Source organism: Piscinibacter sp., assembly GCF_050175855.1.
In the GTDB taxonomy this organism is placed as follows: Bacteria; Pseudomonadota; Gammaproteobacteria; order Burkholderiales; family Burkholderiaceae_C; genus Piscinibacter.
The window spans coordinates 1-12,545 of the sequence record NZ_JBFXIO010000106.1 but is presented as its reverse complement, the minus strand read 5'-3'; the positions used below and the strand labels follow the sequence as shown (position 1 = coordinate 12,545).

The 12,545-nt window shown below is 70.3% G+C and carries 14 protein-coding genes; 9 read left to right on the top strand and 5 right to left on the bottom strand.

Annotated elements, in window-relative coordinates:
• Positions 1 to 2 precede the first annotated feature (2 nt).
• From AB7U92_RS10390 to AB7U92_RS10365, 6 genes are all read left to right on the top strand, one after another.
• Complete coding sequence (locus tag AB7U92_RS10390) at positions 3 to 761, top strand: cell division protein FtsQ/DivIB (RefSeq protein ID WP_428576118.1); 759 nt, start codon at positions 3 to 5, stop codon at positions 759 to 761.
• Positions 762 to 764: 3 nt separating this feature from the next.
• Entirely contained in the window at positions 765 to 1,994 is a 1,230-nt protein-coding gene (gene ftsA / locus AB7U92_RS10385; protein ID WP_428576117.1) for a cell division protein FtsA, read from the top strand.
• A gap of 141 nt (positions 1,995 to 2,135) precedes the next feature.
• Complete coding sequence (ftsZ, locus tag AB7U92_RS10380) at positions 2,136 to 3,335, top strand: cell division protein FtsZ (protein WP_428576116.1); 1,200 nt, start codon at positions 2,136 to 2,138, stop codon at positions 3,333 to 3,335.
• A gap of 95 nt (positions 3,336 to 3,430) precedes the next feature.
• Positions 3,431 to 4,366: a UDP-3-O-acyl-N-acetylglucosamine deacetylase gene (gene lpxC / locus AB7U92_RS10375; protein ID WP_428576115.1), complete on the top strand. Its 936-nt coding sequence runs from the start codon at positions 3,431 to 3,433 to the stop codon at positions 4,364 to 4,366.
• Between the two features lie 15 nt (positions 4,367 to 4,381).
• Positions 4,382 to 4,567: a hypothetical protein gene (locus AB7U92_RS10370; protein ID WP_428576114.1), complete on the top strand. Its 186-nt coding sequence runs from the start codon at positions 4,382 to 4,384 to the stop codon at positions 4,565 to 4,567.
• A gap of 22 nt (positions 4,568 to 4,589) precedes the next feature.
• Positions 4,590 to 4,811, top strand: coding sequence for a hypothetical protein (locus AB7U92_RS10365; RefSeq protein WP_428576113.1), 222 nt, complete (start codon positions 4,590 to 4,592; stop codon positions 4,809 to 4,811).
• Here the strand turns inward: AB7U92_RS10365 and AB7U92_RS10360 are convergent.
• Positions 4,786 to 5,397, bottom strand: a complete 612-nt coding sequence (locus tag AB7U92_RS10360; RefSeq protein ID WP_428576119.1) for a YqiA/YcfP family alpha/beta fold hydrolase — start codon at positions 5,395 to 5,397, stop codon at positions 4,786 to 4,788. The genes AB7U92_RS10365 and AB7U92_RS10360 overlap by 26 nt on opposite strands.
• A gap of 71 nt (positions 5,398 to 5,468) precedes the next feature.
• Between AB7U92_RS10360 and AB7U92_RS10355 the strand changes: the two genes are divergently transcribed.
• A complete protein-coding gene (locus AB7U92_RS10355; RefSeq protein ID WP_428576112.1) occupies positions 5,469 to 6,530 on the top strand; it encodes a 6-phosphofructokinase in 1,062 nt (353 codons plus the stop codon).
• Here AB7U92_RS10355 and AB7U92_RS10350 read toward each other — a convergent pair.
• Together AB7U92_RS10350 and mpl are read right to left on the bottom strand one after the other, a co-directional pair.
• Positions 6,479 to 7,714 carry a hypothetical protein gene (locus AB7U92_RS10350; RefSeq protein ID WP_428576111.1) on the bottom strand — a complete coding sequence of 412 codons (1,236 nt, stop codon included), beginning with the start codon at positions 7,712 to 7,714 and terminating at the stop codon, positions 6,479 to 6,481. The two genes, AB7U92_RS10355 and AB7U92_RS10350, sit on opposite strands and share 52 nt — an antisense overlap.
• A 167-nt stretch (positions 7,715 to 7,881) precedes the next feature.
• The gene (gene mpl / locus AB7U92_RS10345) at positions 7,882 to 9,243 is read right to left on the bottom strand and encodes a UDP-N-acetylmuramate:L-alanyl-gamma-D-glutamyl-meso-diaminopimelate ligase (RefSeq protein WP_428576110.1); all 1,362 of its coding nucleotides are present in this window, start codon (positions 9,241 to 9,243) and stop codon (positions 7,882 to 7,884) included.
• A 52-nt stretch (positions 9,244 to 9,295) separates the two neighbouring features.
• On the opposite strand from mpl, the gene AB7U92_RS10340 reads away from it, so the two are divergent.
• Both AB7U92_RS10340 and AB7U92_RS10335 read left to right on the top strand, forming a co-directional pair.
• Positions 9,296 to 9,739 (top strand): hypothetical protein, encoded by a 444-nt coding sequence (locus AB7U92_RS10340; RefSeq protein WP_428576109.1) that lies wholly within the window; start codon positions 9,296 to 9,298, stop codon positions 9,737 to 9,739.
• Positions 9,740 to 9,754: 15 nt separating this feature from the next.
• Positions 9,755 to 10,222: a DUF6152 family protein gene (locus tag AB7U92_RS10335; protein WP_428576108.1), complete on the top strand. Its 468-nt coding sequence runs from the start codon at positions 9,755 to 9,757 to the stop codon at positions 10,220 to 10,222.
• Between the two features lie 14 nt (positions 10,223 to 10,236).
• On the opposite strand, the gene hemL is transcribed toward AB7U92_RS10335, so the two are convergent.
• Together hemL and thiD are read right to left on the bottom strand one after the other, a co-directional pair.
• A complete protein-coding gene (gene hemL, locus AB7U92_RS10330; RefSeq protein WP_428576107.1) occupies positions 10,237 to 11,550 on the bottom strand; it encodes a glutamate-1-semialdehyde 2,1-aminomutase in 1,314 nt (437 codons plus the stop codon).
• Positions 11,540 to 12,508 carry a bifunctional hydroxymethylpyrimidine kinase/phosphomethylpyrimidine kinase gene (thiD, locus tag AB7U92_RS10325; RefSeq protein ID WP_428576106.1) on the bottom strand — a complete coding sequence of 323 codons (969 nt, stop codon included), beginning with the start codon at positions 12,506 to 12,508 and terminating at the stop codon, positions 11,540 to 11,542. The genes hemL and thiD overlap by 11 nt, the downstream gene beginning before the upstream one ends.
• Between the last annotated feature and the right edge of the window lie 37 nt (positions 12,509 to 12,545).

The window sequence follows — 12,545 nt, the reverse complement described above, 5'->3', positions numbered from 1 at the left end:
ACGTGCGGCTGATGAACGCCACCGCGGCGCTGTTCGCGCTGGTCGGGCTGCTGGTGATCGCGGTGGTGGCGGCCTTGTGGATGGCCAAGCAGCCGGTGTTCGCGCTGCGCGCGATCCGCGTCGAGGGCGACGTGGCACGCAACAGTGCGTCGACCATCCGCGCCAATGCGATGCCGCACCTGGCCGGCAACTTCTTTTCGCTCGACCTGCAGCGCGCGCGCGAGGCCTTCGAGTCGGTGCCCTGGGTGCGCCATGCGGTGGTGCAGCGCATCTGGCCGAACCGGCTGGCGGTGCGGCTGGAGGAGCACCGCGCCGCGGCGCTGTGGGCCACCGAGGAAGGCGAGGACAAGCTGGTCAACAGCATCGGCGAGGTGTTCGAGGCCAATCCCGGCGACGTCGACGAGGACGAGCTGCCGGTGCTGCGCGGCCCCGAGGGCAGCTCGGCGCGGCTGCTGGTGCTCTACCAGAAGCTGCAGCCGGTGGTGCAGCCGCTGGACGTGCGCATCGAGGAGCTGGCGATGTCCGGGCGCGGCTCGATCACCGCCGAGCTCGACGGCGGGGCGGCGATCGAGATCGGCCGCGGCACGGACGACGAGATCGTGGCGCGCCTGCAGCGGTTCGTGGCCACGCTGCCGCAGGTGATCGCCCAGCACCAGCGTCCGCTGGTGCACGCGGACCTGCGCCACAACGACGGATATGCGGTGCGGCTCAAGGGTGTCTCGACCGGCGGGGCGGGCACCGGCGGCGCCGGGAGGAACTAGAGGATGGCCAAGGAATACAAGGATCTCGTCGTCGGGCTGGACATCGGCACCGCCAAGGTGATGGCGGTGGTGGCGGAGGTGCAGGCCGACGGCGAATTGCGCATCGCCGGCCTCGGCGTGGCGCCCAGCCATGGCCTCAAGCGTGGCGTGGTGGTCAACATCGATGCGACGGTGCAGTCGATCCAGCAGGCCTTGAAGGAGGCCGAGATGATGGCCGACTGCAAGATCACGCGCGTCTACACCGGCATCACCGGCAGCCACATCCGCGGACAGAACTCCACCGGCATGGTGATCGTGCGCGACAAGGAGGTCACGCCGGTCGACGTGGCGCGGGTGGTCGAGACCGCCAAGGCGATCAACATCCCCAATGACCAGCGGCTGCTGCTGGTGCAGGCGCAGGAGTTCGTGATCGACGGCCACGAGGTGAAGGAGCCGATCGGCATGAGCGGCGGTCGGCTCGAGGTGAAGGTCCACATCGTCACCGGCGCGGGCAGCGCGGCGGAGAACATCGTGAAATGCGTGCGCCGCTGCGGCCTCGAGGTGGAGCAGCTGGTGCTGAACCCGAGCGCCAGCAGCCACGCCGTGCTCACCGAGGACGAGAAGGACCTCGGCGTGGCCATCGTCGACATCGGCGCCGGCACCACCGACGTGGCCATCTTCACCGACGGCGCAATCCGCCACCCCGCGGTGATCCCGAACGCCGGCGACCTGAACACCAGCGACATCGCGATGGCGTTGCGCCCGCCGACCAAGGACGCCGAGGAGATCAAGGTCGAGTACGGCGTGGCCAAGCAGCTGCTGGCCGACCCGGCCGACAACCTCGAGGTGCCCGGCCTGGGCGACCGCGCGCCGCGCATGCTCAGCCGCCAGGCGCTGGCCGGCGTGATCGAGCCGCGCGTCGAGGAAATCTATTCGCTGGTGCACCAGGTGATCCGCGAGAGCGGCTGCGAGGAGCTGCTGTCCTCCGGCATCGTGATCACCGGCGGCGCGGCGGTCATGCCCGGCATGGTCGAGCTCGGCGAGGACATCTTCCTCAAGCCGGTGCGCAAGGGCATTCCCACCTACCACGGGCCGCTCGCGGACATGGTGGCCAACCCGCGCTCGGCCACGGTCATGGGACTCCTCGAGGAGGCGCGGCTCGGCCGCACCCGCGGCCAGCGCGCCGCGCAGCAGGCGGGGTCGGTGCAGACCCTGTTCGGCCGCGCCAAGGACTGGTTCCTCGGCAACTTCTGAAGGGCGGCCCATGAACAACCACGACCCCCCTTTCATCCCTATCCAGGCGATCCGGCGAAGACCGGAACAACAACAGGCAAACGCGTTGAATCAACGGCAATTCACTTTCAGGCAACTGCAGCACTTCATCGGAGAAACACCATGCCCATCGAAATGATCGAAGAGTTCGACCTCGGCACGCGGATCAAGGTCATCGGCGTCGGCGGCGGCGGCGGCAATGCCGTCGAGCACATGATCGCCAACGGCGTCCAGGGCGTGGAATTCATCTGCGCCAACACCGACGCGCAGGCGCTCAACCGCTCGGCAGCCACCTCGCTGATCCAGCTCGGCACCACCGGCCTGGGTGCCGGCGCCAAGCCGGAGGCCGGCCGCGCCGCCGCAGAGGAGGCGGTCGACCGCATCCGCGAGGCCATCACCGGCGCCAACATGCTGTTCATCACCGCCGGCATGGGTGGCGGCACCGGTACCGGCGCCGCGCCGGTGATTGCGCGCGTGGCCAAGGAGATGGGCATCCTGACCGTCGGCGTGGTCACCAAGCCGTTCGAGTTCGAGGGCGCGCGCCGCGCGAAGGCAGCCGACCACGGCCTGGCCGAACTGGAGGCCAACGTCGACTCGCTGATCGTCATCCTCAACGACAAGCTGCTCGAGGTGCTCGGCGACGACGTCACCCAGGACCAGGCCTTCGCTCACGCCAACGACGTGCTGCGCAACGCCGTGGGCGGCATCAGCGACATCATCCACATCCCGGGGATGGTCAACGTCGACTTCGAGGACGTGAAGACGGTCATGGGCGAGCCCGGCAAGGCGATGATGGGCACCGCCTTGGCCACCGGCCCGGACCGCGCCACCAAGGCTGCCGAGGCCGCCGTGGCCTGCCCGCTGCTGGAAGGCATCGACCTCTCCGGCGCGCGCGGCGTGCTGGTGCTGATCGCAGCCAACCGCGCGAACTTCAAGCTCTCGGAGAGCCGCAATGCGATGAACACCATCCGCCGCTACGCCGCGGACGATGCGCACGTGATCTACGGCACGGCCTATGACGAGACGCTGGGCGACCAGCTCCGCGTGACGGTGATCGCCACCGGCCTGAGCCCGGTAAAGCGCCAGCAGGCGGCGCCGATCCAGGTGGTGCACAGCGCACCGGTGCAGCGCACCGGCACCGACAACATCCCGGTGCTGACCACCCCGGTGCAGACCACCCCGCCGGCGCACGACTACACCGCGCTGAACACGCCCAGCGTGTGGCGCAACGGCCGCACCGCGGCCGCGAAGGTGGATGCGCTGGCCAGCCACGGCATGGACGAGATCGAGATCCCGGCTTTCCTCAGGAAGCAAGCCGACTGAGACTTGCGGGCCCGCGAGGGCCCGCAAGTTCCTCTATGGAGGTGATTGATCGCTTCGTGGCGCGGCGGCGCGCCGGATCGGGGACAATCCCGGCCATGCTGCAGCAACGCACCCTGAAGTCCATGACGCGCGCCGTCGGCGTGGGCGTGCACGGCGGGCAGCGTGTCGAACTGACGCTGCGCCCCGCGCCGCCCGACCACGGCATCGTGTTCCGGCGCGTCGACCTGCCGCAGCCGGTGGCGATCCCGCTGTCGGCGGAGGTGGTCAGCGACACGCGCATGGCCACCACGCTGTCGCCCGGCGGCGACCCGGGCGCGCCCAAGGTGAAGACGGTCGAGCACCTGCTGTCGGCCTGCGCCGGCCTCGGGCTGGACAACCTGACCATCGACCTGACGGCCGAGGAGGTGCCCATCCTCGACGGCTCGGCGGCCTCGTTCGTCTACCTGCTGCAGAGCGCCGGCATCGAACTGCAGGACGCACCCAAGCGCTTCATCCGCGTGAAGAAGACGGTGGAGGTGCGCGAGGGCGAAGGCGAGCGCCTGATGTGGGCGAAGCTCGAGCCCTTCGAGGGCTACAAGCTTACCTTCGAGATCGAGTTCCACCACCCGGCGGTCGACCAGACCGGCCAGCGTGTCACCTTCGACATGGGCTCGGGCAACTACAAGCGCGAGATCGCGCGTGCCCGCACCTTCGGCTTCAGCAAGGACGTCGACATGATGCGCGCGCGCGGCCTCGGCCTGGGCGGCAGCATGGACAACGTGATCGTGGTCGACGAGTCGAAGGTGCTCAATGCCGAGGGGCTGCGCTACGACGACGAGTTCGTCAAGCACAAGATCCTCGACGCCATCGGCGACATGGCGATGGCCGGGCGGCCCATCCTGGCCGCCTACAGCGCCTTCAAGTCGGGCCATGCGCTGAACAACAGGCTGCTTCGGGCGCTGATGGCCGATCCGGCGAACTACGAGATCGTCACCATCGAGGATGCGAGCCGGCTGCCGCGGGGGCTGTCCGAGCTCGCGCCCGCCTGGTAAGCCGGCTCCGATACGATGCTGATCTTTCGCTGGATCGTCCTGCTGCTGCTGGTGGCCGGGCTGCTTTGCTTCGCGATGTACATCGGCACCGGGCAGGCCAAGTGGCGCTTCCTCGGTATCCGCATCGTCAAGTGGACCGTGATCGCGGCGCTGGGGTTCTTCGCGGTGCTGGCGCTGGAGCGCATGGCGATGGTGTTGTGAACGTGGGCTCGGGAATCAAGGGATGCTGATCTTCCGCTGGATCATGGGCGTCGTCGGCGGCTTGTTCGCCGCCGGTTGGCTGTTCACGTTCCTGATGTACGTGCTGCGTGACGACGACCGCTTCGCCGAACTCGGCAAGCGGCTGAGGCACTTCACCATCCTGATCGCGCTGTTCTGGTTCAACCTGGAGATCTGGGGTCGCGTCGTCTGGACCATCGTCACCTGGAACTCGCCGAAGGACTGACCAGGCTGGCGAACTCGACGATCTCGTCGAGGTGGTTCTCGAAGTCCGACAGCGCGTGGTCGCTGCCTTCGAGCAGCTTGATGCGGCAGCCGGCATATCGTGCCGCCATCTCCTTCCAATCCAGCACCTCGTCGCCCTTGGCGATCACCGCGAAGTAGCGCTCGGGCCGGCTGATCGCCGCCGGCGTCATCGCGCGCAGCTCGCCGACGAACTCGGAGCGGAAGTAGAAGCGCTCGGCCGGATCGTGCCAGGCGGTCTGCTCGCCGATGTACTTCTCAAGGTCGCGCGCCGGGTCGATCGCCGGATTGAGCAGGACCGCGGGGCAGCCCAGGCGCTCGGCGACGGCGGTGGCATAGAAGCCGCCCAGCGAACTGCCGATCACCGCCATCGTCTCGACGGGCCAATCCGCCACGCCGGCCAGCACCATTGCCAGCGCCTCGCGCGGCGACGGTGGCAGCTGCGGGCACCACCAGCGCAGGTCAGGGCGGTGCTCGCGCACCCAGGCGGCCACGCGGCGCGCCTTGGCCGACTGTGGCGAGGAGCGGAAACCATGCAGGTAGAGCAGGTGGGTGGTGGGTTTGCGCATCATCAAGCCGCAGTCTGCCGCAAGCCTGCGGGCGCTCCTACACTGCGCGCGCAGCACAGCAGGAGATTCACATGCGCGTAGGCGTTCTCACCGGCGGCGGAGATTGCCCGGGCCTGAATGCGGTGATCCGCGCGGTCGCCAAGTCGCTGATCCGGCAGGCCGGCGCGGAGGTGGTCGGCATCGAGCAGGGCTTCCTCGGCCTGATCGAGCGCCGCGTGCGGCCGCTGGACCTGCGCTCGGTGGCCGGCATCATGGCCACCGGCGGCACCATTCTCGGCACCCACAACAAGGCCAATCCCTTCGGCTACTTCGGCGAAGGAGGCGCCGATGTCTCCGACCGTGTCGTGGCCTACGTGCGCGAGCTGGGGCTGGACGCGATCGTGGTGATCGGCGGCGACGGCAGCATGGCGATCGCGCAGCAGCTCGCCGACAAGGGCGTGCCGGTGGTCGGCTGCCCGAAGACCATCGACAACGACCTTGCGCACACCGACCGCAGCTTCGGCTTCGACACCGCGGTGGCCATCGTCACCGAGGCCCTCGACCGCCTGCAGACCACCGGCCAGAGCCACGGCCGCGTGATGATCCTCGAGACCATGGGCCGCTGGGCGGGCTGGATCGCGCTGCATGCCGGGCTGGCCGGCGGCGCCGACGTCATCCTCGTGCCCGAGCTGCCCTACCGGCTCGACGAGATCGCACGCGTCTGCCGCGAGCGCGAGGCGCGCCAGCGCTACACGCTGATCTGCGTGGCCGAAGGCGCGAAGCCGGAAGGCGGCGGTGTCACCGTCAAGGAGCGCATCGAGGATTCGCCGGAACCGGTGCGCCTGGGCGGCGTGGGCAACGTGCTGCGCGCGCAGCTCGAGCCGCTGGTCGGCTGCGAGGTGCGCACCACCATCCTCGGCCACGTGCAGCGTGGCGGGCCGCCGACACCCTTCGACCGCGTGCTGGCCACGCAGTACGGCCATGCGGCCGCGCAGCTGGTGGCGGCTCGCGAGTTCAACCGCGTGGTGGTGCTGCAGGGGCAGCGCATCGAGAGCGTTCCCTTGGCGGACGTGGCAGGCCGCAGCCGCGACGTGCCGCTCGATCACCCGTTGCTGCGGGCGGCCACCGACATCGGCGTCTCGCTCGGCCGCTGACCGGTGCTGGTCTGGCCGCCAGCCGGGTGGCGAACGGCCGCCCCGATGGCCACCGCCGCCAGCAGCGCGAACAGCAGCACGATCAGCAGCTGCCACCAGCCCGAGTTCCGTCGCGGCTCGGCCGGCGGCGTGGGCGCGGGCCCCGGGGGGATCGCCGGCCCGCTCAGGGTCTCGATGGTCGGTTCCGGCGCCGCGGCGATGGTGGCAGGCGCCGGCCCGGCCGCCGGCGTCGCGGCCGGTGCCGTGACCGTCGGCCTGTCGAGCACGTGGCCGAGCAGGCTCTCCCCCGGGGCCCGCGGCCGGGCGCGACGCTCCATCAGCCCCATCGCTGACAGGAAGTCGTCCATGCTGCGTGGGCGCGAGCCGGGGTCGGGCGAGAGCGCGCGGTCGATGGCCAGCAGCATGGCCATTTCCCAGCGGGTGTTGGCGAAGTTCAAGAGTGATGGACGCGCCAGGCAGGCGTCACGATGCCGCGCGGCTGGAGGCAGCCGCGAGGCGATGGCCAGGTGGGCGATCGTCGCCAGGCCATAGACATCGGTCCACGGGCCGACGGCCTGCGCCCGCTGCGCGGACTCGAGCAGCTGTTCCGGGGCGAGCGACGGGTCGTCGAAGTCGATCACTTCCGGCATCCAGGCCGACAGCGGCCAGCGCGCGGAGTCGGGCAGGCCGAGGCGCACCGTTCCGTCGCGAAGACGCACGATGCGCGCCGGGCTGACGCCGCCGTGGACCACGCCTCCGCGGTGCAGTTGTCCGAGCGCACCGCCGACGGCGCGCAGCCAGGCGCGCACGTCGGCCGGCTCGACCGGCGCGCAGTAGCGCCCGATCTCGTCGGCCAGCGTCTGTCCCTCGTGCCACGGCAGCTGCACGTAGGTCGTGCCGTTCTCGACCAGCAGCCGTCGCGCCACCGCCAGCGACTCGTGGCGCGGCAGCGAGAAACGGTCGGCGTCGAGCTGGAAGGCGCGCCGGCCCGCCTCGAAGGCCGCTGCCGCGCCCGGGCGCACGGCCACCACGGCGCCGCGGCGCTCCGTCAATCGCTCGGGCATGTATTCCGCCAGCCGGCAGGGGCTGCCGCTGCCCGTGCTGCGGGCGAGGTACTCGAAGCCCAGAGGCGAGGCGCCGAGGCAGCGGTCCAGTTGGAGGTCGGCGATGCGCGTGCCAGGGGGCAGCGCGCCAGGGCGGTTCATCTTCTCGTCTCCCGGATCCGGAGCCTTCGCCAGGATGCGAGGCTCTCGGGGCCGGGATGCTGGACAACCACGTCGGGCGCCACATCCCCCACGTTCGTGCCGCGCGTGCGGATCTCACGCCGCCGTGGTGACCTGCGCCACAGCCGCGGTGGGATGTCGCAGGCGGCTCAGCGCGCCCTGGCTGCCAGCGCTGCCAGCAGCTTGCCGTGGATGCCGCCGAAGCCGCCGTTGCTCATGCACAGCACGTGGTCGCCGGGCCGCGCGGCGGCCACCACGCGGTCGACCAGTGCGTCGATCGAGTCGCACACCACCGCCTGGTGGCCCATCGGTGCCAGCGCCTCCTCGGCGTTCCAGCCCAAGCCGCCGCTGTGGCAGAAGGCGAGGTCGGCTTCCTCCAGCGACCACGGCAGCTGCGCCTTCATCGTGCCGAGCTTCATGGTGTTGGAGCGCGGCTCGAAGACGGCCAGGATGCGTTCGTTGCCCACCTTGCGGCGCAACCCGTTGACGGTGGTGCGCATCGCGGTGGGGTGGTGGGCGAAGTCGTCGTAGACCCTGATGCCGCCAGCCTCGCCGCGCAGTTCCAGGCGCCGGCGCACGTTCTCGAAGCCCGCCAGCGCACGCGCCGCGACCTCCGGTGCCACGCCCACATGTTCGGCCGCGGCCATCGCCGCCAGCGCGTTGAGCTGGTTGTGCTCGCCGAGCAGGCCCCACTCCACGCGCGCGAGCTTCAGGCTGCCGCGCAGCACGTCGAAGGCGTGGGGCTCGCCGCGGGCACGCCAGGCGCCGGGCTCCTCCTTGCGCGCGCCGAAGCGCACCACCTCGCTCCAGCAGCCCATGGCCAGCACGCGCTGCAGGCTCTCCTCGCGGCTGTTGACCACCAGCCGGCCCTGGCCGGGCACGGTGCGCACCAGGTGGTGAAACTGCCGCTCGATGGCCGCCAGGTTCTCGAAGATGTCGGCGTGGTCGAGCTCGAGGTTGTTGAGGATCGCGGTGCGCGGCCGGTAATGCACGAACTTGCTGCGCTTGTCGAAGAAGGCGGTGTCGTACTCGTCGGCCTCGATGACGAAGGTCCGGCCGGCGCCCAGCCGCGCCGAGACACTGAAGTTCAGCGGCACGCCGCCGACCAGGAAGCCCGGCTGCAGCCCGGCCTGCTCGAGGATCCAGGCCAGCATCGAGGTGGTGGTCGTCTTGCCGTGGGTGCCGGCCACCGCCAGCACATGGCGGCCCTGCAGCACGTGGTCGGCCAGCCACTGCGGCCCGCTGGTGTAGGGCGCGCCGCCGTCGAGGATGGCCTCCATCAGCGCATTGCCGCGCGAGACCACGTTGCCGACCACGAACAGGTCGGGCTTGAGCGCGAGCTGGTCGGCGCCATAACCCTCGATCAGCTCGATGCCGAGTGCGCGCAGCTGGTCGCTCATCGGCGGGTAGACGTTGGCGTCACAGCCGGTGACGCGATGGCCGGCCTCGCGGGCGAGCGCGGCCAGGCCGCCCATGAAGGTGCCGCAGATGCCCAGGATGTGGATGTGCATGAGCCGATTCTATGGAGCGCACCGCGGGGCTTCACTGCTAAGGTGCGGGGTCATGAACGAGCCTCGCCCCGTGATCGCCTTCGCCTGGATCGCGTCGCACCCGTGGCTGTATCCGCTGCTGGAGTCGCTGCACGTGATCGGCATCGCGATGCTGTTCGGCGGCCTGGTGGTGCTCGAGCTGCGCGTGTGGGGCCTGGCGCGTGCGCTGGACGTGCTGGCACTGGCCCGGCTGGCCCTTCCGGTGTCGCTGGCGGGCTTCTGCCTTGCCGCCGCCACGGGCCTGACGATGTTCATCAGCCAGCCCGCGGAGTTGCTGGCCAACCGCGTGTTCGTCATCAAGATGTCGCTGCTGATGCTGGCCGGCCTGAACGCCGCATCCTTTCATGCCCGTGGCGGGCTGGCGTCGCTCGACGGCATCGCGCGCGCCCAGACCTTGATCTCGCTGGGGCTTTGGGTGGCGGTCATCATCTGCGGTCGCTGGATTGCCTACTACTGAACGAACGGAGTCACGATGCAGCGCAGACAACTCCTGATCGCCGCGGCCGCCTTGCCGCTCTCACCGGCCTTCGCGCACCATGGCTGGAGCAGCTTCGACCAAAACCGGCCGATCTACCTCGCGGGCAAGGCGCGCAAGGTGGCCTGGCGCAACCCTCACGCGGAGCTCGATCTCGAGCTGGATTCAGATCTGAAGCTGCCGGCCGACCTGGCACGCCGCCCGGTGCCGGCGCAGTCGGCCAGCGTGGATGGCGCCGGCCTGCTGGCACGTGCCCAGCTGCCTGCGCGCACCGACAAGGTCTGGCACATCGAGCTCGCGCCGCTGACCCGCATGGAGGCCTGGAAGGTGGCGCCGCTGCGCGACGGCGATGCGGTCGCGATGGTCGGGTTCACCTTTGCCGGCGAGAAGGGCGATCCGATCCTGCGCGTGGAGTACCTGATGGTGGGTGCGCAGACCTATGGCCTGCGCTCTTCTCCTGCGTGATGCAGCCGGCCTGATCAGCGCGCCAGCGCCTTGCGCGCCGCCGCCACGGTGGCGGCGATGTCCTCGGCACTGTGAGCGGCACTCACGAAGCCGGCCTCGTACAGCGCCGGGGCGAGGTACACGCCGGACTCCAGCATCGCGTGGAAGAAGGCGTTGAAGCGCTCCTTGTCGGTGGCGAGCACGGCCGGATAGTTCTGCGGCAGGCCATCGTCGACAGAGCGGGCGAAGAAGAAGCCGAACATGCCACCTTCGCAATCGCCCACCATCGGCACGCCGGCCTCGCGCGCAGCGCCAAGCAGGCCGTCGACGAGGGTCTGCGTCTTCGCGCCGAGCGCCTCGTAGAAGCCGGGCTTGCGGATCTCACGCAGCGTGGCCAGGCCGCAGGCGGTAGCCACCGGGTTGCCCGAGAGTGTGCCGGCCTGGTAGACCGGGCCGAGCGGGGCGAGCTGCTCCATCACCGCGCGGCGCCCGCCGAAGGCGGCCAGCGGCATGCCGCCGCCGATCACCTTGCCGAACACGCTGAGGTCGGGCACGAAGCCGGGGATCAGCCTCGCGTACAGGCTCTGCGCGCTGCCCAGCGCGACGCGGAAGCCCGTCATCACCTCGTCGAACACCAGCAGGGCGCCATGCTTCGTGCACAGCTCGCGCAGCTTCGTCATGAACGGCACGCTGGCGCGCACGAAGTTCATGTTGCCGGCGATCGGCTCGATCATCACGCAGGCGATCTCGCTGCCGTGCAGCGCGAAGGCCTCCTCGATCTGCGCGAGGTTGTTGTATTCGAGCACCATCGTGTGCTGCACCACCTCGGCGGGCACGCCGGCGCTGGTCGGGTGGCCGAAGGTGGCCAGGCCGGAACCGGCCTTGACCAGCAGCGCGTCGGCATGACCGTGGTAGCAGCCCTCGAACTTGACGATCCGGCTGCGCCCGGTGGCGCCACGCGCCAGGCGCAGCGCGCTCATCGCCGCCTCGGTGCCGGAGCTGACCAGGCGCACCTGGTCCATGCTCGGCACGAGCGAGAGGATCTCCTCGGCCAGCTCGATCTCGCGCTCGGTCGGCGCGCCGAACGAGAAGCCCTCGGCCGCGGCCTTCTGCACCGCCTCGAGCACCGCCGGGTGGCCGTGGCCGAGGATCATCGGCCCCCAGGAGCCGATGTAGTCGATGTAGCGCTGGCCCTCGGCGTCGACCATGTAGGCGCCATGCGCCTTCGCGATGAAGCGCGGCGTGCCGCCGACGGCGCGGAAGGCGCGCACCGGCGAGTTCACCCCGCCGGGGATGACCTTCTGGGCACGTTCGAACAGTCCGGCGTTGGTCTTGGAATCAGTGGACATGGCGGGGGCCCTTGGGCGGGGTGTCGTTGTCGTCGGAGGAGGTGGAGGGAGCGTCGGCCGGCGTTTCGCCGCCTTCGCCTTCCTCGGCGGGCGGGAGCGCCCAGAAGAAGCGGTCGGGCACCACGTTGCCCATGCCCGGGCGGAAGCCGGCGTCGAGAGACTGGTCGAGGAAGGTGAGCGCCTCGCCCACGGCGGCGTGCAGTTCGGCGCCCGAGGCGAGCAGCGCGGCCAGCGCGGCGGCGAGCGTGTCGCCGGCGCCGACGAAGGCCACCTCGAAGCGCTCGAATTTCTCACCGGTGATGGCGCCCTGGGCCGAGGCCAGCACGTTGTCGAGGAACTGGTCGGCGCCGCCCTTGCCCGCCGGCAGCACCACGCTGGTCACCAGCACGTAGCTGGCGCCATGCTCGGCGGCGGCCACGGCCAGCTCGCGCGGCGAGGCCGGGCGCTCGCTGTCCCACTCGGGCAGCAGGAAGTCGGTCAGCGTCTGGTGGCTGCCCACCAGCACCTCGGTCTGCGGCAGCACCAGTTCGCGGAAGGCGTCGTGGTAGGCCTGCTGGGCGTCTTCCTCGAGCCAGCTGAGATTGGGCAGGTAGGCCACCAGCGGCACATCCGGGTAGTCGGAGAGGATCTCGGCCACCGCGCTGACACCCTCGGCCGAGCCCAGGAAGCCGACCTTCCAGCCGGAGATCGTCACGTCTTCCAGGATGCTGCGCGCCTGCTCGGCCACCACGTCGGCATCGATCACGTGCTGGTCGAAGATCTCCGCCGTGTCGCGCATCACGATGGTGGTCACCACCGGCAGGGCGTGGGCGCCCATGGCGGCGATGGTCGACACGTCGCCGGCCAGGCCGCCGGCGCCGCTCGGGTCGCTGGCGTTGAAGCTCATCACGCAGGCGGGCGCGGGCTGCTCCTGCAGCGCTTCGCCGCCGGCGGGGTCGGGTTGGGTGTCTGGGGTCATGGCAGCGGGCCGGGGCCGTCGGAATCGGGTGTCGGAG